Annotated in this window: 15 protein-coding genes and 2 tRNA genes; 4 read left to right on the top strand and 13 right to left on the bottom strand. The window is 42.0% G+C overall.

Annotation, left to right across the window (positions count from 1 at the left end; all coding sequences use genetic code 11):
* Positions 1 to 606: 606 nt before the first annotated feature.
* Positions 607 to 3,288 (top strand): 4-alpha-glucanotransferase, encoded by a 2,682-nt coding sequence (locus M2132_RS07950; protein WP_280672783.1) that lies wholly within the window; start codon positions 607 to 609, stop codon positions 3,286 to 3,288.
* 13 nt (positions 3,289 to 3,301) lie between these two features.
* Here the strand turns inward: M2132_RS07950 and M2132_RS07945 are convergent, their stop codons facing one another.
* Positions 3,302 to 4,312: an NAD(P)-dependent oxidoreductase gene (locus M2132_RS07945; RefSeq protein ID WP_280672784.1), complete on the bottom strand. Its 1,011-nt coding sequence runs from the start codon at positions 4,310 to 4,312 to the stop codon at positions 3,302 to 3,304.
* 131 nt (positions 4,313 to 4,443) lie between these two features.
* On the opposite strand from M2132_RS07945, the gene M2132_RS07940 reads away from it, so the two are divergent.
* The 3 genes from M2132_RS07940 (at position 4,444) to priA (ending at position 8,614) form a co-directional block, all read left to right on the top strand.
* Positions 4,444 to 4,519, top strand: a tRNA-His gene (locus M2132_RS07940).
* 384 nt (positions 4,520 to 4,903) lie between these two features.
* Complete coding sequence (locus M2132_RS07935; RefSeq protein ID WP_280672785.1) at positions 4,904 to 6,034, top strand: OmpA family protein; 1,131 nt, start codon at positions 4,904 to 4,906, stop codon at positions 6,032 to 6,034.
* A gap of 117 nt (positions 6,035 to 6,151) precedes the next feature.
* Positions 6,152 to 8,614 carry a primosomal protein N' gene (gene priA, locus M2132_RS07930; RefSeq protein WP_280672786.1) on the top strand — a complete coding sequence of 821 codons (2,463 nt, stop codon included), beginning with the start codon at positions 6,152 to 6,154 and terminating at the stop codon, positions 8,612 to 8,614.
* Between the two features lie 60 nt (positions 8,615 to 8,674).
* Here the strand turns inward: priA and M2132_RS07925 are convergent.
* From M2132_RS07925 to M2132_RS07870, 12 genes are all read right to left on the bottom strand, one after another.
* Positions 8,675 to 8,746 (bottom strand) — tRNA-Arg (locus M2132_RS07925).
* An 84-nt stretch (positions 8,747 to 8,830) separates the two neighbouring features.
* Positions 8,831 to 10,195 (bottom strand): DNA repair protein RadA, encoded by a 1,365-nt coding sequence (gene radA, locus M2132_RS07920; protein ID WP_280672787.1) that lies wholly within the window; start codon positions 10,193 to 10,195, stop codon positions 8,831 to 8,833.
* A 10-nt stretch (positions 10,196 to 10,205) separates the two neighbouring features.
* Positions 10,206 to 11,906 (bottom strand): T9SS type A sorting domain-containing protein, encoded by a 1,701-nt coding sequence (locus M2132_RS07915; protein WP_280672788.1) that lies wholly within the window; start codon positions 11,904 to 11,906, stop codon positions 10,206 to 10,208.
* A gap of 17 nt (positions 11,907 to 11,923) precedes the next feature.
* Positions 11,924 to 13,612, bottom strand: a complete 1,689-nt coding sequence (locus M2132_RS07910) for a T9SS type A sorting domain-containing protein (protein WP_280672789.1) — start codon at positions 13,610 to 13,612, stop codon at positions 11,924 to 11,926.
* On the bottom strand, positions 13,599 to 14,144 hold the full coding sequence (locus tag M2132_RS07905) for a shikimate kinase (RefSeq protein WP_280672790.1): 546 nt from the start codon (positions 14,142 to 14,144) through the stop codon (positions 13,599 to 13,601). Before M2132_RS07905 ends, M2132_RS07910 begins: the two co-directional genes overlap by 14 nt.
* Before the next feature lie 53 nt (positions 14,145 to 14,197).
* The gene (locus tag M2132_RS07900; RefSeq protein WP_280672791.1) at positions 14,198 to 15,019 is read right to left on the bottom strand and encodes a glycosyltransferase family 2 protein; all 822 of its coding nucleotides are present in this window, start codon (positions 15,017 to 15,019) and stop codon (positions 14,198 to 14,200) included.
* A gap of 22 nt (positions 15,020 to 15,041) precedes the next feature.
* On the bottom strand, positions 15,042 to 15,857 hold the full coding sequence (locus M2132_RS07895) for a glycosyltransferase family 2 protein (protein ID WP_280672792.1): 816 nt from the start codon (positions 15,855 to 15,857) through the stop codon (positions 15,042 to 15,044).
* Entirely contained in the window at positions 15,854 to 17,014 is a 1,161-nt protein-coding gene (locus tag M2132_RS07890) for a glycosyltransferase family 1 protein (protein ID WP_280672793.1), read from the bottom strand. Before M2132_RS07890 ends, M2132_RS07895 begins: the two co-directional genes overlap by 4 nt.
* A complete protein-coding gene (locus M2132_RS07885; protein ID WP_280672794.1) occupies positions 17,011 to 18,276 on the bottom strand; it encodes a glycosyltransferase family 4 protein in 1,266 nt (421 codons plus the stop codon). Before M2132_RS07885 ends, M2132_RS07890 begins: the two co-directional genes overlap by 4 nt.
* Positions 18,273 to 19,181 carry an alpha-1,2-fucosyltransferase gene (locus tag M2132_RS07880; RefSeq protein WP_280672795.1) on the bottom strand — a complete coding sequence of 303 codons (909 nt, stop codon included), beginning with the start codon at positions 19,179 to 19,181 and terminating at the stop codon, positions 18,273 to 18,275. Before M2132_RS07880 ends, M2132_RS07885 begins: the two co-directional genes overlap by 4 nt.
* Before the next feature lie 7 nt (positions 19,182 to 19,188).
* Positions 19,189 to 20,019: a glycosyltransferase family A protein gene (locus M2132_RS07875; protein WP_280672796.1), complete on the bottom strand. Its 831-nt coding sequence runs from the start codon at positions 20,017 to 20,019 to the stop codon at positions 19,189 to 19,191.
* A gap of 8 nt (positions 20,020 to 20,027) precedes the next feature.
* Positions 20,028 to 21,047, bottom strand: coding sequence for a glycosyltransferase family 2 protein (locus M2132_RS07870; protein ID WP_280672797.1), 1,020 nt, complete (start codon positions 21,045 to 21,047; stop codon positions 20,028 to 20,030).
* Positions 21,048 to 21,051 lie beyond the last annotated feature (4 nt).

Genomic DNA, 21,051 nt, shown 5'->3' with positions numbered 1-21,051 from the left:
AAGAGAACTGCTTACCGAATTTCAAGTCAATTCAAAACAAAATGTCAAAGAGCAATTGGATTTATTTAATTCAAATTTTTAACGCATCAGTACTATTTTGCAATGATAAATAATTTTATTGAGAAAATGTTTAATACATACAGTTATTTGTTAAAAACAAAGGCTATTCTATTATCAGGATGAAACTTTTTGCTTAAGGAACATATATTCACCGTATTTTCAGCTTGCCCCCCAATAATAGTGTATACAAATTGTAGAATGTAGCATATAAAAAAGAAAAGATGCAAGCGTAAATGCTCACATCTTTCATCTTTTTGTTGTCTCACCAGGATTCGAACCTAGACAGGCAGAACCAAAAACTGCAGTGCTACCATTACACCATGAGACAAGCCTGTTGCTTAAAAAGCGATGCAAAGATATTGCTTTTTTGCTAATCTCCAAAAAAGAGAAGCTAAAATATTAGCACAATAATAAAGAAATTGAATAAAAGCCTGACTATATACAAGCATTACTAAGCTTTTTTATGACACGCAAACCGTGGTGTTACAAAATAAAGCATTAGTTTTGCTCTTGATGTAATGCTCGCCGCAAAGCAGTTTTTAAGGTATGAAAATCAAATTCTTCATTAATTATAATACCTCTTGGGGACAAACTGTCTGTCTCGTTGGGTCTACCCCCGAACTAGGTGGGTGGAATAAGCGCGAAGCATTGCCCTTGGTATGCACTTCTCCCTCCCAATGGTGTGCCGAAGTTGAAATTTGCGACACAGGGCACATAGAATATCAATACTTTGTGAAAGACGATTTCAGAATAACGTCCGAAGAATGGGGCAAACCTCATTCCTTGCTCTTGGATGCTGATAAGGCATTCGCCATAAACGACATTTGGCAAGTCCAACCTAAAGATACATTTCTGTACACATCCGGCTTTTCGAACAGTTTTTTCCGTAGGGATTATCAAAACATTGATTGTAACAAAACCCTATCAGGCTCTATATTCCTGAAAGTGCAATGTCCGTATGTAAAAAACGAACAGCGATTGATTATTTGTGGCAGTTCTACTTTGTTAGGAGAGTGGAATACCCAAAAAGCACTACCACTTATACCGTTGGAATTCGGGTGGTGGGGCATTACTTTGGAAAAAGAACAAATTGCTGAATCTTTTCAGTATAAGTTTGCGATATTCGACAATTTGAAGAATGAGGTCGCACACTGGGAAGAGTCCGATAACCATACATTTTCCGTCAATGACATCGGCGGTGAGTATGATACAAGAATTATTTACCATAATTACAACTACAACAGTTTCGGGTGGAAAGCAGCGGGAATATCTATCCCTGTGTTCTCGTTACGAACGGAGAGCAGTTTTGGAGTTGGCGAGTTTTCCGACCTCAATAAGCTTATAGACTGGGCTGCCGCTACCCAGTTGAAAATAGTTCAGATATTGCCCGTTAATGATACAACCCAGACCGGAACTCAGGCCGACTCTTACCCCTACAATGCGGTGTCGGTCTATGCCCTTCACCCCATATATTTGGGGTTGGCCAAATATCCCCTTGCCGATATTGATAAGTTCTATAAATACAAAAAGCAATTTGAAGCACTGAATGCCTTGCCAACTGTTGATTATGAACAGGTGATAACCTTAAAATCGGCATATATATCCGATTTATTTGCCGAACAGGGACAGAATATATTAGAAGAAAAAGGATTTAAAGACTTCTATGCAGAAAACGAAGAATGGCTTTTTCCTTACGCCTGTTTTTCATATCTGCGCGATTGTTTCAGAACGGCAAATTACAAAGAATGGGGAGATTTCGGCTCATTCAATTTTGAAAAACTTAATAGCCTCATAGAATCGGACAAAAACATCCGCCATTCAATCAACAAGACTTTTTTCACCCAATATCTGCTGCATAAACAATTGCGGGGAGCGAAAGAGTACGCCCATCAGAAGGGAGTAATTCTGAAAGGGGATATTCCCATCGGCGTCAGCCGGAATAGTGTTGAGGCATGGGTCGAACCCCGATATTTCAATCTGGATTCGCAAACAGGCGCACCCCCCGACGATTTTGCCGTAATGGGACAAAATTGGGGATTCCCTACCTATAACTGGAACGAAATGAAAGAAGACGGATATTCGTGGTGGAAAAAACGCTTCCGGAAAATGGCCGATTATTTCGACGCCTATCGTATAGACCATATATTGGGTTTCTTCAGAATATGGGAGATTCCCACCACTGCCGTGCAAGGCTTATTGGGATATTTTAGCCCTGCCCTACCATTCACTGCGGGAGAAATAGGCAACAGCGGCGTTCCCTTCGACCAGGAGCGACTCACCCAGCCTTATATCCACAGCGATTACCTGCCCGAAGTATTTGGCAATTACACATCGGAGGTTATAGCCGAGTTTTTACACCCCATAGGGAATGGGCAATTTGCCTTGAACGATTTTTGCGATAATCAGCTTAAAATAAAAACTCTTTTCTCGGACAGCCTATCGGATGAAAAACAAGACTGTATCCGCGAGGGATTATACCTCCTTTGCACCGAAGTTCTGTACATTCCCGATAAACAGCAGCCCGAAAAATATCATCCCCGTATTGCCGCACAAAAAACATATTCTTTCAAAGCATTGACAGAGTATGAGCAAGAATCGTACAATCAGCTTTACAATTATTTTTTCTATCAGCGTCATTCTTCATTTTGGCAAGAAGAGGCCATGCGGAAATTACCCGAATTGGTTGCCGCAACACAAATGCTTGTTTGCGGTGAAGATTTGGGCATGATACCCAATTGTGTACCTGCGGTTATGGAAAAGTTGCAAATACTAAGACTCGATGTAGAACGGATGCCCAAAACTCCATATCGGGAGTTCGAAGACCTTACCTCGCTCCCCTACCTCAGTGTTTGTACAACTTCTACGCACGATATGCCACCCATCCGCGCATGGTGGACACAAGATAAAGCCCGCGCTCAGCGTTACTACAAAGAGGTGTTGAGGAAAGAAGGTAACGCTCCATTGGAGTGTACGGTCGATTTATGCTGGCAAATCATTATGAATCACCTCAATTCGCCTGCAATGCTGGCGATACTACCACTCCAAGATTGGCTTGCCATAGACGACAGGCTGAAAAGACCCGACGCCGAAGAAGAAATCATAAACAATCCTGCAAATCCTAACCATTACTGGCAGTACCGGATGCACCTTAATATTGAAGATTTGCTCAAAGCATCCGAATTTAACAGCCGGATAAGCTTTATGACCGGGATATCCGGCAGGCGGTAACACACGGTGTTTTTTAAAGCCAACCGTTGTTTCTGTACCATTCAACAGACTCTTCCAAACCCTTGCGCAAATCGTACCGGGGCGAAAAGCCCAAGTCCACGACAAGGGGCTGTATGTCGCACTCCCAGTTGCGTTGCTTCATTATCACGTATTTGTCTCTGTTGAGGGTAGAAGGTTTTTTTGTCAGTTTAGACAGCCCTTCGGCTATGACCGACACAACCTTCAGCACAGACAAAGGCACTTTTATGCTGAGCACCATTTTTTTGTGAAGAATATCTTTTATCAGTGCCGTATATTCTTTATCGGTATATACACTTCCGTCGGCAACAAAGTATTCTTTATTTTTCAGAGTACTTTCGAGTGCTAAGAAAACAGCATCTACCAAATCGCGCACATAAATAAAAGTAAGGTGCTGGGGTTTGAAGCCCGCTCCTACATCCAGACCCGATTTGACGGTTTTGAGCATCAAATAGTAATCCTTCTCCCGAGGTCCGTAAACCCCCGTAGGGCGCATAATCATGTAAGGAAATTCCGACTTCTGTTTCAGATACGCTTCGGCTTTCAGCTTGCTCTTACCGTAAGCGGTATTAGGATTGGGCGTATCGGTAAGTTTCAGAGGGGTATAGTTCGCTTCATCTCCCACTCCATAAGCGCTAAGGCTGCTCATCAGCACAAACTTTTCGGGAATAGAGCCTGCCTCCTCCAAGGCATCTATAAGATTGACTGTGTATTGGAAATTAATTTTGTCGAAATCGGCCTTATCGAGACATTTGGTAACGCCTGCGTTATGTACAACATAATCGAAACGCCCGTTACGAGCCACAAACTCTCTGATCTGTCCCACAAGCTTGTTCCTGTCTGCAAAGTTGAGGTCGATAAACTGTATGCGCTTATCTGTCAGAAACTCACGACTACTGCTTTTGCGTATGCCCGCCCATGTTTCAAAACCGCAATCCAAAGCTTTTTCCACAAGAAAGCTGCCTATAAAACCGCTCGCTCCCGTAATTAATATCCTCTTAGTCATAATACAAGCAAAAATACAATATTTTTTGGGTTATAGAGCTTTATTGGGAGTATGCGCAAAAGAAAATATTTTCGGGCAAAACGTTTGCAAAAACAACAAAATTACCTATCTTTGCACCGCTAATGCAAGATGGTGATTGTAGCTCAGTTGGTTAGAGCGTCGGATTGTGGTTCCGAAGGTCGCGGGTTCGAGACCCGTCTTTCACCCTAAAACAGGGATGGTAATTTGTTTGTAAGCAAGTTACCATCTTTTTTTTAAAGAAAACAAAAAAAGGATGGTGTGTTTTTGCTTCCGGAAGCTTCTACCGTAAAACACCTAAACATTTGCCCCTCCAAATTTTACCCTAATGCACGCCTCATTTTTATTTAACAAAAGTAAAATAAGAAGCGTAAGTATTATAAATTAAGATAAAGAAACCCCATAAAGGCCGATTAATAATTGCTTTTTCGTAAAAAAATTATATTTTTGTTGTTATAAATAAAAAAATAACACATTCTTAAAACTTTTATCCATCAACGGTTGTTTTTATTTCAACAGAACTACTAATGCTCTTCTGTTAAAAAAAGAGTTCAACAAAATTTTGAAAATAGTATGAAAAAGATTTTAATTTCAGCTTTAGCAGCTGCCTTGGCATTAACAAGTGTTTCTGCACAAGAACAAGTAATGAAACCCAGTTCATTTTGGGACAATTGGTTTGTACAACTACAAGGTGGTGGTTCGCTAACCATCAGCGAAGACTTTAAAAAAGCCTCTTTTGGCGATTTGATCAGTCCTCACGCTGCCATATCGGTAGGTAAGTATTTTGCCCCTCAGTTCGGAGCCCGTTTGCAGGCCAACGGATGGCAATCGCGTAACTATGTAAACGCTACCGATTCGAAGTACAAGTTTAACTACATACAGGCGAATGCCGACGCGTTGGTTAACCTTACTAACATTTTCTTGCCATACAAAGAAGACCGCGTGTTTAACCTTATTGCCATTGGTGGTATCGGGTACGTTCACGGATTCAAGAAAGACGGAGTGATTGGCGTTACCAATAGCGTTGTGCCAAGAGCCGGACTTCAAGCCGATTTCCGTGTCAACAACCGCATCAACGTGAACCTTGAGGCCATCGGTAACCTTATGTACGACGGATTCAATGGAAGACACTACGGTGCTAAAAACGATGCTACTGTAAACCTATTGGCAGGTATCACCTTCAAGTTAGGAAAGAGCGGTTTCGACATGGTTAGCTATGCAGACCCAAGCCAGATAGACGAGTTGAACAGACAGATCAATGCTCAGAGATCTTCATTGAACGACAAAGACAGACAGATATCTGACCTTCAATCTGCTTTGGCCAAAAAACCAACTGTTGTAACTGAAGAAGTTAAGAAAACGATAGAAGAAACCGAAATGAATGCCGTTGTTGTGTTCAAACTTGGTAAATCAGACTTGCAAGATAATCAGGAAATCAATATTTTCAATGCTGCAAAATATTTCCAAGAAAATCCTGATATGAACATTATCGTTACTGGTTATGCCGACAAAGCAACCGGAACAGCAGCTATCAACCAAGCATTGTCAGAACGTCGTGCTGAAGCTGTGGCTAAGATTTTGGTAGAAAAATACGGTATCAATCCAAAACGTATTACAAAACAAGCCAGCGGCGACAGAGAACAACCTTTCCAAAACGATGCTTGGAACCGTGTTGTTATCTTCACAGCTGTGCCTGCTAAATAATCAAATAACAGATAAGTAAACCGGGAAAACAGGTGCCTCTCCATTTTAGGAGAAGCACCTGTTTTTTCGTTCTGTTTTTGTACCTTTACCTCAAACAAATCCATATCATATACAACAATGCTTTACGCTGATGTAATTGTACCTTTTCCTTTGCAAACAACTTTCACGTATATCGTTCCTGCCAGCATGCAGGGCAATATAGCAGTGGGATGCAGGGTAATAGTGCAGTTCGGTAAGCGAAAATACTATACGGCAATCGTCAGCAAATTGCACAACAAGGCCGATGGCGACGGCAATCTGAAAGAAATAGAAACCCTGCTCGATTCCAAGCCTATTGTACTCCCTGCTCAATTGCAATTCTGGCAATGGCTGGCCGGATATTATATGTGTGCGGTGGGCGATGTATATAAAGCAGCTTTGCCTTCAGCCTTGAAGCTCGAAAGCCAGACTTTTGTTTTCCGCAATGGCGATTATCAGGCCGGGCAGAATCTTACACAGCCCGAAGAAAAGATTTTTTTTGCCCTTACCGACAAGAAACCTGTAAAAATACAGGAACTCGAAAAACAGACAGGCATCCGCAACATTATGCCAGTAGTGAAAGCCTTAGCCGAAAAAAACGCCGTTTTCCTCAGCGAGGACATACATGCCGATTACTCGCCTAAAACGCAAACTGCTGTCTCTTTGGCAAAACATTTTACGGACGAGGAACTATCCGAGGCTCTCTCACACCTACATCGTGCAAAAAAACAACAGAGCCTTTTGGGCGATTTCCTTACTCTGCGGGACGCATCGGCAAATCCCGATCATTTTGCTGTTCCCAAGAAAGAGTTGCTGCAAAAAGCAAACGCATCGGTATCGGTATTAGATGGTCTGATTCAGCGCGGGATATTGCGGGCTTTCCCGTCCGAAATCAGCCGGTTTGATTATGGAAATCTCAGCTTAAATTCGGTCAATAGTCTGAACCCTCATCAGCAAAAGGCATACAACGAAATCATTAATTGTTTCAACAGGCAGGATACCGTTCTGCTGCACGGCGTTACCTCAAGCGGTAAAACGGAAATATATATAAGGCTGATAAAAGAAGCCATCGGACGAGGCGAACAAGTGTTGTACCTTCTGCCCGAAATAGCACTCACCACGCAGATAACCCAACGGCTGAGGGACGTGTTTGGCAACAAACTGGCAGTCTATCATTCCAAATTTACCGACAACGAGCGTGGCGAAGTATGGCAAAAACTTCTGGCTGACGATGGCAATGCTCCGCAGGTTGTTCTGGGCGCACGCTCGTCAATATTCTTACCTTTCACCCGCCTAAGCCTCGTTATTGTGGACGAAGAGCACGAAGCCTCCTACAAACAGCAAGAACCCACTCCCCGCTACAATGCCCGCGATGCAGCTATTTATCTGGCATATATCCACAAAGCAAAAACCCTGTTGGGTTCGGCAACCCCTTCCATAGAGAGTTATTATAATGCCCTGAATGGAAAATACGGATTGGTAAGACTCCACAAACGGCACAAAGATATTGAACTGCCCCGCATAGAGGTAGTCAACACCAAGGAACTGAGGCGGAAGAAACAGATGAAGTCTATCCTTTCGCCCAATCTGGTGAAGCACATAGAACTGGCTTTAACCAATCGGGAACAGGTAATACTTTTTCAGAACAGACGTGGATTTTCGCCCTTGCTGGAATGCAAAACCTGTTCGTGGTCGCCCAAATGCAACCATTGCGATGTGAGCCTCACTTATCATAAAGGCCAGAATCTGCTCATTTGCCACTATTGCGGAGCAACGTACTCCATCCCCGCAGAATGTCCCGAATGCCAAACTCCAACCCTCGAAGTGGCCGGATACGGAACAGAACGCATCGAAGAAGAGGTTGAACGGCTTATTCCCCAATCAACCGTTTTGCGGATGGATTTAGATACAACCCGTAGCAAACACGGATACGAACGCATTATCTCCGATTTTTCGGAACACAAAGCCGATATACTCGTTGGCACACAGATGGTTGCCAAAGGGTTAGACTTCAGCAACGTGCGTGTAGTGGGAATACTGAATGCAGACGCCATGCTCAACTATCCCGACTTTAGGGCGCACGAACGTGCCTTCCAGATGATAACACAAGTAAGCGGACGAGCCGGACGAAAAGAAAAACAAGGAGTGGTAGTTTTGCAAACTTCTCACCCCGAACACCCTGTTATTGCGGACGTTTGCAGGAACGATTACTTATCGTTTTACAACACTCAAACCGAAGAACGCCGCCTGTTCCGCTATCCACCTTTTTTGAAGCTTATCTATATAGTACTACGGGGGAGAGACGAGCTTGTGTTGCAACACCTCTCGGAACAATTTGCATCCGCCCTGCGACAATCTTTTCCGCCCGACAATGTATTGGGACCCACCAAACCGCCCGTATCGCGGGTACAGGCATTACATATACGCAAAATACTGATAAAAACAGAAGCCACAACCTCACCTAAGTTTGTGCGCGACACGATAGAATATTACCGTGCGGCATTGCAAAAAAACGCAGAATACAAAAACGTGCTCATACACTACGATGTAGACCCTATGTAGCAAAAAACAAAATCCCGTAACTTACTGACAGTTACGAGATTTTACATACATTCGCCTTAGTGACCCTGACGGGAATCGAACCCATATCAAAGGAACCGGAATCCTCCATTTTATCCATTAAACTACAGGGCCAAGATATTCGCTCTGATTATCCGGAGCACAAAAGTACAAAATAATTCTAACAGAAAAACCGTTAAAAGCAGAAACTACACAATTTCAACCAAACAGTTGCCTGAAAGCTTCTTCCACTTTCCTTACGGCCAGTATCTCGATATTCACATCGGAAGTAAATCCCTTCAGGTTGTTATCGGGTATCAGAATCTTTGAAAAGCCAAGCTTTTCGGCCTCCAATATGCGTTGCTCTATACGGTTCACAGGACGTATTTCGCCAGAAAGCCCTACCTCGCCCGCCATGCAGACATGGCGTTCTATGGCTATATCCAAACTCGACGACAGAACCGCGCTTATCACAGCCAAATCTATTGCCGGGTCGTTAACCTTCAAGCCGCCTGCAATATTCAGAAATACATCTTTCTGAACCAGTTTGAAGCCGGCTCTTTTTTCCAAGACCGCCAAAAGCATATTCATCCGTCGGATATCGAACCCGGTAGCCGACCGTTGAGGCGTTCCGTAAGCAGCCGTACTCACCAAAGCCTGCGTTTCAATAAGGAACGGGCGCACACCTTCTATGGCCGCGGATATGGAAACACCACTCAAACCTTCGTGGTTTTGGGTAAGAAGCAACTCCGAAGGATTACTAACCTGCCGAAGCCCATTCTGCCGCATTTCGTATATCCCAAGTTCGGCCGTACTGCCAAAACGGTTTTTGATGCTCCGCAATATCCGGTACATATAATGCTGGTCGCCCTCAAACTGAAGAACCGTATCTACGATATGCTCCAGCACTTTGGGCCCTGCGATGCTTCCTTCCTTATTTATGTGCCCTATCAGGATAGTGGGAGTTGCCGTTTCCTTAGCAAATTTCAGTATAGCTGCCGAGCATTCCCTGACTTGCGACACACTGCCCGGCGACGATTCCACCACTTCGGTATATACCGTCTGGATAGAATCTATTACCACCAAATCGGGTTTAATATTTTGCAAATGCCCGAAAATCTGTTCCAGATTAGTTTCGCATACTATATAACAGTCCTGATTTTCTGAAGCAATGCGGTCGGCTCGGAGTTTAAGCTGCTTCGCACTTTCTTCGCCCGACACATACAGAACCTTCACTCCGGGCAAATTAAGCACGGTTTGCAGAATGAGTGTCGACTTGCCAATACCGGGTTCGCCACCCACCAAAACCAAAGAGCCGGGCACAAGCCCTCCGCCCAACACACGGTTCAGTTCTTCGTCCCGCAGGTTGATGCGCGATTCCTCTCCGGTTTCTACCTCGGCCAGTAGCAAAGGTTTTGGTTTCGACTGCTCAATGCCTCTATTAATACTTCGAGAGGAAGTAGTTTTTACAACTACTTCCTCTACGTATGTATTCCATTCGCCACAAACAGGACATTTGCCCAACCATTTAGGCGATTCGTTTCCGCAATTGCTGCAAATAAATACAGACTTGCTTTTTGCCATTCGTTTCGGTTTATTTAATAACCTTATGAGTTTCTTTTCCTTTTTCTGTTTCCAAAACAATGATATACGAACCCTTTGTCCAAGCAGAAGCAGGGATAGTCAGTGTTGACGAAGAAAGGTTATTGGCTTCGTATACAGTACGTCCCGACAGGTCAAAAACTTTTACGGTACGCAAGATGTCGCCTGCGTTTATATTCAGATTATCGGTAAATGGAGAAGGGAAAAGCAATGCTTTGTTGTTTGCGTTCTCTACATCCCCAATAGATAGTGGGTTACCTGGTTCATCTGTTGCAGGGTCATAGCCCAACAATGCCGTTGCACCTGTATTGTCCGGGTCAAGATACGATTTTATATGACCTGCAGGTTCTGTTCCATACTGATCCCAGTGATACCACAATTTTCCGTATATATCTTTTCCTCTCGGATATGCGCAAGACGAATATCCTCCTGTAAGTGTACCAACAATAAGTCCATCCTGATTAAAGAGAGGAGAACCCGAAGAACCGCCGGAAATAGCACTGAACCCCGACTCTGTTTCTGAATACTTAAGGGCCCAATGAGAATTCTCTCCGGTTTCAACATTATCAACCATCTGCGAAACTCCTGCATTAGCAGCCGGACGAAGAAATGTTGATATTTTTTTATCATAACCCGCTGGGTGATGAATAACCACTCCACTTTGCGGTGGCTGTGATGTAACATTCCATCCATTATAATATGCCTTATAGCTGGCAGGAACATCGTCGTCCATCACAAACAGGAAGCCATCTGAGTTACCTTTTATTGGAATCTGGACAAGCGGCGATGCACCTGTTAAAGAAGATGCACGGCCAGGAATATTGCTTCCACAATCTCTGTACTCGTAATTGAACCTTGCAACCATAGTTGAGAAATCGGTTAGCACCTCATGAGTCTGCAAATTAGAGAAACAGTGGTCGGCCGACAATACGTAAGGAGTACCATCTTGTTTTAAGTTATTAATCAACGAACCTGAACAAATAAACGATTCGCCACCTTTATTCATATAAGTCAACTGAAGAACTCCTCTTTTTTGTTTTTGCCAATTGTCTCCTTCCGGACAGTTTACGTTAACCATACAAGATAAATCTACTTCATCTGCTGTTGCATAAGGGCTAACAACATTGTACATATAAGCAACCCTTGATACAGATAAGCGAGGAGCTTCGTCCGAAACCTTAGACTTCACATACTCGAAAACAACTTCGTCCTGAAACAAAGGCTCAGTAGAAAATACGCGGCCTCCATTAGGAGTGTTTTTATGAGTGAAAGCTCCGATAACCTGTTTTCTATCGGCTGTATATAAATACAATTTTCCTCCTTCAGGAATATACAAATCGTCATAGACAATAAATAATGCGGTTGCACCTGGCGATTTCAATGTTTGTTGCCAGATTTCCTGTCCATCAGAAAGCGTAGTCCATTTTCCTGTCTTATTTATATTAATATCCACCGATATTGGCATCCCTGTTCTTTGAGGGCCACCATTCTGAACTAAAATTTCATCTTCAAGTTTCAGTTTCTGAATATCTCCCGTAAAGTTCACAACGTATGGTTGTTGAGCAAACTTCAATGTATTCTCGAAATTAAAACTGGGAGGCGTTCCACCTTCACTGATTTGTGCCGAAACCGACACCCAACTCAAAGCAGAGAACAAAACGCACAAACTAAGAAACAATTTATTCCTTTTCATTTTTTTTGCTACTTTTTTTATTGCCTAATTATTTTTTTCACTTCCGAGCCTTTAGCCGTTTCAATCAATACGGAGTACACTCCTTTAGCTAAGGATGATGTGGCAATACCCGTCGTAGAAGAATCGCCCACCTCGACCGAAATAACCAAGCGTCCTGCTATATCATATACTTTTACAGATTTTATTATATCCGCAGCATAAATATTCATCATGTCCGATACCGGATTAGGGAAGATAGTAACCGATGCGCGGTCTTCTATAACAGCCTCTCCGATTGATGATTTCGGGTCAAGGCCATTCAGCAATTTAACGCCTGTATTATCCGGATCGAGATAAGTACTCATATGCAATGTGCTTGAGGAATATTGATCCCAATGGAAACTCATTTTACCGAAATAATCGGGTGAATTAGGACCTTGCTGATATTGAACAGAAGAGTCGCAAGCAGAAAGTCCACCCGATAGTGTTCCAACGATACGTCCGTTTTGGTCAAATATTGGAGAACCCGACGAACCGCCTTCAGTACAACCTTTTCCGTTTCCGGTTTTAGAATAGAAAACTTTCCAATGGCTATCGCTTGCAGAAACCTGACCCGCGCCAAAGTCCAAATAACCAAAAGTAGTCAAAGGAGATGTAAATGTTGATATTTTCTTTGCATCACCACTGGGATGATGTATAACTACACCACTTTGAACATCTGTGTCGGTAGCATCCCAACCATTGTAATAAACATTCCAATCTTCAGGAATTTCTTCTAAAAGCTGAACCAAAGCTCCATCCGAACCTTTTTTCATAGGTAATATAACCTTAGGCTCGGCACCCACAATCACCTTTACGTCATCTAATGTAAAACGTCCGCATTTTTTATACTCGTAAAAGAAATAGTATTGCGTTGTTGCATAGTCGGCAGTCTTGTAACCATCAATAAAACAATGCCATGCACTTAAAATATATGGAGTTTTATCTTCTTTCGCATTATTCACCAACGAACCGCTACATATGTACCAGTCTTTTCCAAAAGCCATTTGTATATGCACAACACCTCTCGACTGATCTTTCCAATTATCGCCGTCCGAACAGTTTACGTCTATCTGGCAATGGGCTGAGTAACCCGGTTCCAAATCGTCAAGCCCGGCTTTGCCGTATATGTAACCTACTTCTTGTACCTTAATTCTGGGAGCTTCGTCGGTAGTTGACGATTTTACGTATTCCAGAATAATTTCATCCTGATACAGGTTTTGTGTAGAGAATGCTCCACCTTGAGGATGTGTTTCGTGTGTATAAGCACCTATCACTTGCGATTTATCGGCTGTGTACAAAAACAATTCGCCGCCTTTGGGAATATAAAAATCTTCATAAACAACAATCAAACCCTCAGCATTGGGGGCTTGTATTTTTTGTTGCCATATCTCTTTTCCATCGGGAAGCACTGTCCATTCACCGGTACGAGCTATGTCCACATCAACAGGAACATTAACGGCTATACGCTTCAGGTTTCCGTTACGGTCTGTTACTTGATCTTCTTTTCTTAACTGCTCAACATCAAAGTTCAAAGTCGCTCTGTAAGTCTTGATTGTTGAACGTAATAGATTAGGATAATTAAAACTGGGAGGCGTTCCTCCTTTACTAATTTGAGCCGAAAGATTGTTGCTAAAGAATACCGCAATCAATAAAACAGCTAAAAATTTAAAGTCAATCTTTTTCATTTATATTTATATTTAACTGAAACAAAAGAAGTTCTATTTGTTTATTTATATCATTTCTGCCGATTTCGCCCTGTGGGTTAAATATATACTTCGCTTTCCGATAAAAGGGAGTTCTTTTTTCCAGATTCTCTTTTATAAAAGAAAGGAGTTCCTCGTCCGACTTACCATACAACAACGGCCTTTTGTCCTTTCTCGGATGCAAACGTTTAAATAAAACCTCGGTGCTGGCTTCCAGATAAACCGTCTTGCCTTTTTTGTTCATAAGATCCATGTTATCGAAAAAACACGGAGTTCCCCCTCCGGTAGAAATAACAACATTTTCAAAATCAGACACTTCGCTTAACACCTTACGCTCAATATCTCTGAAGCCATCTTCTCCAAAATCGGCAAACATCTGCTTCACGGTTTTCTGGTAGCGGGCTTGGATAAACAAGTCCAAATCAATAAAACTTAACGACAGCCGTCTTGCCAGTGCTTTTCCTAAAGTGGTTTTTCCAACCCCCATATACCCAACAAGAAAAATACGCTTCATCACTAAGGTCTATTCAATCCTGACAAAAATACATTAATTTAAACAACAATACCCTATGGTTTAGATATTTTTAAAACATAACATGCCTTCATAAAGCATTTAATTATAAAGGTTATCCATTTCCGGGAGAAGATAAAATCTACGTAAAAATCGTTTCGTTGCAGGTAATAGAGCCTGTTAAGCTTCTTAAAAAGGTAGGGCGACAAAACGTTTTCAGCGATTTTTACTTTTTCCTTATAAATTGCTTTGCCACCTATCGTATAGCTGATTCCACCCAGATTATATACCACAATATCGGTATCGACATACCTTACCGCTTCGTGATTCACCCCGATGGCTTCAAGAAACAGTTTCCAGTCGGAAAGTATTTTGTATTCTTCGGAATACAATCCGTATTTCCGGAAATTGTCTGTCCGTATAAAGAATGCCTGATGACACAGGTATCCCGAATAAATATCGTACAGAGCAAATGCCCAATCGCGCTCCCGGTATTCGGTCTGATGGGTACGGACTCCGTTTTCTTCGTAATAAAAGTTTCCGCAGATAAAGCTTTCATGAGGGTCGCCTTTGAAAACCGATTCGAAAACAGTTTCGTTAACCAAATAGTCGCCCGAATTCAGAAAATAGCAATACTCGCCTTCTGCCTTCGCAATGGCTTTGTTCATGGCATTGTATATGCCTCTGTCGGGCTCGCTCACCCAATAAGTGATACGGTTTTCGTACTGTTTTATTACATCAACACTGCCATCGGTAGAGCCTCCGTCTATCACATAAAAATCGAAATCCTGATAGGTTTGGCACATTAAACTATTGATGGTTTTTTGCAAACCATTCTTATCGTTCAGATTTATTGTGATGACAGACAATTTAGCCATTTTTTATAAAAAGTTTAGCAGTTCACTCTTTACCTATCCCAACCGACAGGCATAACTTACGAAAAACCTTGAATACCGTTACGAAAAATTTATTTGACTTTACGAAACGGACAATATACTCGTCCTTCTCCTGATTGCACATCCGCCTGTAATCGTCATACAGATTAGGGGGTGTTAATTTTTTTATCATCTCAAATCTTTCCGCTTTCAGCAAAGCCCCATACTCCCGGTTTGTGCTAAGCCCGTACATTTCAAAATCGACTATGGGTTTATCTATAAACAGGGTGTCTTCGCCTCCTAATATTGCTTTGAAGAAGAAAACCCAATCGGATGTTATTTTCAAGGCCTCGTCATACAGCCCGTATTTTTTGAATAAGTCTGTACGGATAAACGTTGCCTGATGCAACATCGTGTTGACAAACATATCATAGAAAGTAACCCTTCGGGGGCCTAAGTTAGTCCACACCTCCGTTCTGTTGCCATAATTGCATATCTGCGTTCCCCGGATAAAGGCAATGCTTCTTTCTTCCGAAAAAAATGCAGATAAAACATCGTCCGACGCATAAGCATCGCCTCCGTTCAGAAAATGAACGTAATCGCCTTTAGCTACGGCAATACCCTTATTCATAGCATTGTAAATACCACCATCAGGTTCACTCACCCAATAAGTGATATTGTGCTCATATTCCTTTATAACGGCTAATGTATCGTCGGTAGAACCTCCATCAATTACTATATGCTCGTAATTGGTGTAGGTTTGCCCAACCACACTTGCAAGTGTTTTGCGCAAACCTGCCGCATTATTGAAAGTTATAGTTATGACAGATACCTTATTCATCTTCTGTTTTCCAATACCTTACGATAAATATTTGCCGTATCGTGTGCTGTTTTTTGCCACGAGTATTTTTCCAACTGCTCCGTACCTTTTCGTATCATCCCGGCTCTTAATTCCTTGTCGGTCAACAGTGCCCTCACATTGTTCTGCAATTGTTTAGCAGATTTTGGGTCAAAATACAGGGCTGCATCTCCGGCAACCTCTCTGAAGCAACTGGCATCGGCCAATACAACAGGACACCAGCTCTGGAAGGCCTCAAGGATGGGAATACCAAACCCTTCGTAATAAGATGGATACATAAACATCTCAGCCTTATTATATATCGTAAACAAATCGTTTTCAGAAACAAAAATATGTTTCACGCGGTCATTTATCCCTAAGTTTTTAAAAAATACCTTTTCTTCGCTCGTAAAGACATTGCCCGTACATACTATTTGCACATCGGCAAATTCGTTGAGTATAGGCAATACCGAACTGACAAAAAAAGCAAAGTTTTTGTACCCAAGCCTGCGGTCGCCAACGTATAGTATATACCGCTTGGGTAAAGCAATATCACTGCCCGTTTCCTTGAGGGAAGAACCATGATACGCTACCGATATCTTGTTGGGGTCTATATCGAAAAGATCCACAATATCCTTTTTTGTGTTTTCAGACACAGCAATAATATGAGCGGCATTCTCGGCCAACTGCCTTTTCCGCTTGATAAAAAGCGGATTGTTAAGAAACTCGGGATAGAGTTCCACAATCATGTCGTGCACGGTAAGCACATAAGGTTTGTCCTTGTTCAGAAAAGCCGGAAAATGGTCGTCAAAAAACGTAGGATGGAGAATGTCAAAATCGCCCGCCGATATTTTCTGCCTCATATAGAGATAATTTTCGTGCATCATTCGGGGATATTTCTTGGGGAAATATTTTTCGAGCAGACGCACCACAGCTTTCTGCCCTCTGAATTTGTATTGTGGCAGAAACTCATTTACGAGCTGGCGGTTGTATTCGCACGGCAAACCGCTATCGCGCAGATATTCATTGAATGTGTACTTCACAGCCAAATCGACCTCCACGCCTTCCTGAGGCAGATGCTTCATTATCTCGACAAAGTATCTGGATATCCCACCAAAACGCTGGGTTTGAAATATCTGATGATCGAACAAGACTTTCATTTCTGAGCCAAACTATTATATAAATCCACGTATTTTTGAGCAATGTCTTCTATTCTGAACTCGGCCAAGACTTTCTCCCTCGCCAGTCGCTCCAAAATACTACCTTCGTTGTTCTGCAAACACCAAACTATGCCATCCTTAAAATCGTCGGTGTCGAAAGGCTGAGCCAGATACCCGTTCTTTTTGTGGTCTACCATATCGCCATTACCGCCAATGTTGAACGAAACGGTGGGCGTTCCACAAGCCATGCTTTCCATTATGGTTGTCGGCAGATTTTCGTGCATGGATGGCAACAATGTCAAATCGGCTGCCGAATAAGCAATACGGATAAAACGTTCGTCGGTGACGTAGCCCAACGGTGTTGCCGGAAATCCGTAGTCTATATCATTATTTTTTGTTCCGAGCAAAAGAATTTCTATATCATCCCTATTCTGCTCCTTTTTAAACTTATGCAAGGCTTCGAGCAACAAACGCCCCCCCTTGCGCGGGTCTTTATCGATGGCGATCCCCCCAAACAAAAATACAGTTTTATCGGGATTGATGCCTAAAGCCTTTTTTGCCGATTCTTTCGGAATAGGATAAAAAAAGTTCGTATCCAACCCGTTAGGTATAACATGTATGGGATATTTCCCCAACAATGCACTCTCTTTTGCCCTGTCGGCCAACCACCGGCTGGGGCTTACTATATGGAAGTCTATATTTTTGTATCGCTCCAGTTTTTGTTCAAAAACCTTATAGCTGAGGTCTTTTTCCTGTCCCGACTGTAACAATGGGCAATCGCCACAGTGAGTTTGGTATTTATTGCAGGTTTCGAAATACGAGCAAATTCCAGTAAAGGCGAAACAATCGTGCAATGTCCAAACAACGGGTTTATCTATATCCCTGAATTCTGTGAAGTTAACATAACATTCGCCCACCCAATGCAGGTGCAAAACATTGAAATCTATTTTATGAAGCGTGTCGCCAAGCAGGGAAATTTCCAAATCGGTAAAAACAACGTCTTTCCGGTTCTTATATTTATTCCATTTCCGTAGGCGTTTGCGTTCTCTTAGTTTGTGATACACAGCCTCGGCCATCTGCCCAAGCATTCCTTTGGGTTTATGGTATTCAACAAAACGGACAACCGATGCGTCGGCCGATTGCTTTGCACTGACCAGAAGCATCTCGTCTACCCCTTTGGCTTTGTATGCCTCATGCAAACGGTATGCAACCCGTGCCGCGCCGCCCAGTGTATCTTTCGTGCTAAGAGTTACAATTTTCATTTCAGAGCCTTCTTGATTTTATTTTTCAGCGACTGTGGAGCTAATTTTTTCATGTTTTCGATACCCATCAGCAACGATGCCTTTAGTTCCATGCCCGAAGATAATTTATTTTCTAATTGAATCCAATCGGTAGGAATCAGGTCTTGGGTGCTATACTTATAAAACCGGCCAAACCAATGATCTGGGCAAACAACCGTCTTACCGGGATTTGGATTCAGCCAAGCGCCCCACCAACTGAAGGTGCTGTTGCTTATTATATTATTCTCGCAAAGCGTTTGAATGTACAGGTCTATAATCGGTTCTTCGTCGTCTACGAAATAAAAGTTATCGCCCAGAAATTCTTTTTTGCACCACTTTATATCGTCACTGATAACCAAAAACTTTTTGTCCTTGCCAATATACTCTATCGCTTTTTTATAATAGTCCATAGAGCAAAGCATGTATTTATGAGGCTGCTTGCAATAGTCGCCCCGGCGCACATTGATAGCCGTTACGCCTTGCTCCAAGATGTTTCCGTATTTGCTGTAAATATATTCTTTTATTGCGGGTGTGATAGAAAATAATTCCCTTACCAATTCGCTATCGAAATATTTTTCGGACTGGAAAGCGCCATACAGCAAGATATCCCTGTCAAACACCGGAATTTCCTTGTATGTATATTCAGTTTCATAATAGTAGTAACAATCGTGCGATGGCCTACCCCCATTTATTGTAACATTACGAAGGATATTGTCATTAAACTGCTTTATATAATCCTTTATATAACAGTTATCGGGTGGAGCCAATTTGTATCCATCGTGAGTTATAACAGTGTATTCCATACCATGCTTCTTGGCATACGAAATACCTGCTGCTATCTGAAATAGATGATTGCCTATCCGTCCGTTTAGCTCTATATATACCATAAGTGCACTAACCCTTTCTTTTAAATATTTTGAGCAGACAACGCAACGGAGCCAAAACCATCCCTCCAACCTTGTATTGTGTTGATTGTTCTATCAACTCCAAACGGCGTAGTTGTCTGTACATTTCTATGGGATCCATATACTTCAAGTAGGCCTCCTGATGATTCCTGAAAAGCTGCAGGCGAAGTTCCGCCTCTATACTTTCAGTAACTCCGGCATTTCTTGAAACTTCCTTAATACGATAATAAAAATGAACTTTATCTATCTTAAAAACTTTATCGTCAGGCTCAAGCAGGCTTAAATAAAAATCATAGTCTTCCCACCCTTTTTTCATGTTAGAGTTATAGCCCGTTGTCTTATCATAGTCGCTACGTCTGAACACAGCCGAGCAATGTATGCAGTTCCTTATAAAAAGCTCGTTTGTGTAGGAGTATGGCAGTAAATCCCACTCGCCGTTCAGTTCTCCAAACAGTTCAGCTCTCGCAAAAACGATCTTTACAGAGGGGTCTGTATCTAAAACCTCGACAGCCTCTTTTGCATAATCCTCTGATATCAAGTCGTCAGAGTCTAAAGGCAAGATATATTTCCCCGTAGAATGCTCTATCCCGTAGTTACGCGCACTGGCAATCCCTCCATTTTCTTTTTTCTGATATTTGAAGCGGGCATCTTTGCCGCACCATTCCAAAGCAACTTCTTCTGTGTTGTCGGGCGAACCATCGTTAACAATAATACACTCCCAATTTTGTAAAGATTGCTTCAGTACAGACTGTAAAGTTTCTGGCAAATATTGTGCCTGATTGTAACATGGCACTATTATAGATATTATAGGATTAGCCATTTTTTTCATTAATCAAACTTATAGAATGCTTTTATCCCGACCATACTCAAAAGTCTACGTAAAAGCCTATTATCATATAAATTGTTTTTCAGACAAAACAGCATTATCCGGTTTTGAAGGCCTTTTAGTAAAGGAATTATTTTTCTTTTGCGTGCTTTCCTTATTATTCCGTAAGCCGCTTCTATGTGTGGTTTTATGGTCTGCTTGTCGGTAAACATAGTCAGATAACTAAAACATTTTGTGTACAATTGCGATAGCCGAAATATACATTCTTTACTATCGGGACGATTCTTAACCAGCTCATAAAAATCTTCTATATAATAAGAAAAACCCGTTAAAGCAATTTCTATATTGAGTGATTTCCCTTGTTCCATACGGTAAGCACAATCAATATATTCGGGGCTTATAAACATCTCGTAGTTAACATTATCAACAAGAAGAGCCCTTGTATAGAACTCTGCATCTTGCAGGCGAGGGTATCGCTCATTGAAGCCTCCATTTAGTTTCTCTCTGATAAATTTAGGTTTTAACATAGCGCAAGTGGTTCCCCAAGCTATATTATGTGAAAGGAAAGCATACAAATAATTATCTTTTTCTTTGCTTAACAGATTAGTATAGTCATACCCATCTTTAAAAAAAGCACACATCTGGAAAACGATAAAATCGGCATCGGAGTATTCGAGCATTTTATTCACCCGGTTTTCCAAACATTGAGGAAAAAGCAAATCATCAGAATCGAAAAAGATAATATAGTCACCTTTAGCCTCCCTTAAACCTATGTTACGACATACCGATGCACCTCTTTGTTTCGATTGTCGTTTGTATAGTCTTAATCGGGGATCTGTACCTATATAACTGTCCACTATTGCAGCTGAGCCATCGGTTGACCCGTCGTCAACTATCAACAGTTCCCAATTTTTATATGTTTGCTCAATTATACTGTCTATAGCTGCTGCTATAAACCTCTCTTCGTTAAAAAACGGCATCACTACTGTGACCAAAGGTTGTGCTTGATGTGTATCGTTCATATTC

Source organism: Dysgonomonas sp. PH5-45 (genome assembly GCF_029893235.1).
Classification (GTDB): domain Bacteria; phylum Bacteroidota; class Bacteroidia; order Bacteroidales; family Dysgonomonadaceae; genus UBA1309.
The sequence above is the reverse complement of the archived record's forward strand: the minus strand, read 5'-3'. Positions and strand labels throughout refer to the sequence as shown.

Excerpts from the sequence above, each read along its gene's own strand:
- M2132_RS07945 (WP_280672784.1), bottom strand. The coding sequence starts at position 4,312 with ATGACTAAGAGGATATTAATTACGGGAGCGAGCGGTTTTATAGGCAGC.
- M2132_RS07905 (WP_280672790.1), bottom strand. The coding sequence starts at position 14,144 with ATGAAGCGTATTTTTCTTGTTGGGTATATGGGGGTTGGAAAAACCACT.
- M2132_RS07950 (WP_280672783.1), top strand. The coding sequence starts at position 607 with ATGAAAATCAAATTCTTCATTAATTATAATACCTCTTGGGGACAAACT.
- M2132_RS07870 (WP_280672797.1), bottom strand. The coding sequence starts at position 21,047 with ATGAACGATACACATCAAGCACAACCTTTGGTCACAGTAGTGATGCCG.
- M2132_RS07910 (WP_280672789.1), bottom strand. The coding sequence starts at position 13,612 with ATGAAAAAGATTGACTTTAAATTTTTAGCTGTTTTATTGATTGCGGTA.
- M2132_RS07900 (WP_280672791.1), bottom strand. The coding sequence starts at position 15,019 with ATGGCTAAATTGTCTGTCATCACAATAAATCTGAACGATAAGAATGGT.
- M2132_RS07875 (WP_280672796.1), bottom strand. The coding sequence starts at position 20,019 with ATGGCTAATCCTATAATATCTATAATAGTGCCATGTTACAATCAGGCA.
- M2132_RS07895 (WP_280672792.1), bottom strand. The coding sequence starts at position 15,857 with ATGAATAAGGTATCTGTCATAACTATAACTTTCAATAATGCGGCAGGT.
- M2132_RS07915 (WP_280672788.1), bottom strand. The coding sequence starts at position 11,906 with ATGAAAAGGAATAAATTGTTTCTTAGTTTGTGCGTTTTGTTCTCTGCT.
- M2132_RS07935 (WP_280672785.1), top strand. The coding sequence starts at position 4,904 with ATGAAAAAGATTTTAATTTCAGCTTTAGCAGCTGCCTTGGCATTAACA.
- M2132_RS07885 (WP_280672794.1), bottom strand. The coding sequence starts at position 18,276 with ATGAAAATTGTAACTCTTAGCACGAAAGATACACTGGGCGGCGCGGCA.
- M2132_RS07880 (WP_280672795.1), bottom strand. The coding sequence starts at position 19,181 with ATGGTATATATAGAGCTAAACGGACGGATAGGCAATCATCTATTTCAG.
- priA (WP_280672786.1), top strand. The coding sequence starts at position 6,152 with ATGCTTTACGCTGATGTAATTGTACCTTTTCCTTTGCAAACAACTTTC.
- M2132_RS07890 (WP_280672793.1), bottom strand. The coding sequence starts at position 17,014 with ATGAAAGTCTTGTTCGATCATCAGATATTTCAAACCCAGCGTTTTGGT.
- radA (WP_280672787.1), bottom strand. The coding sequence starts at position 10,195 with ATGGCAAAAAGCAAGTCTGTATTTATTTGCAGCAATTGCGGAAACGAA.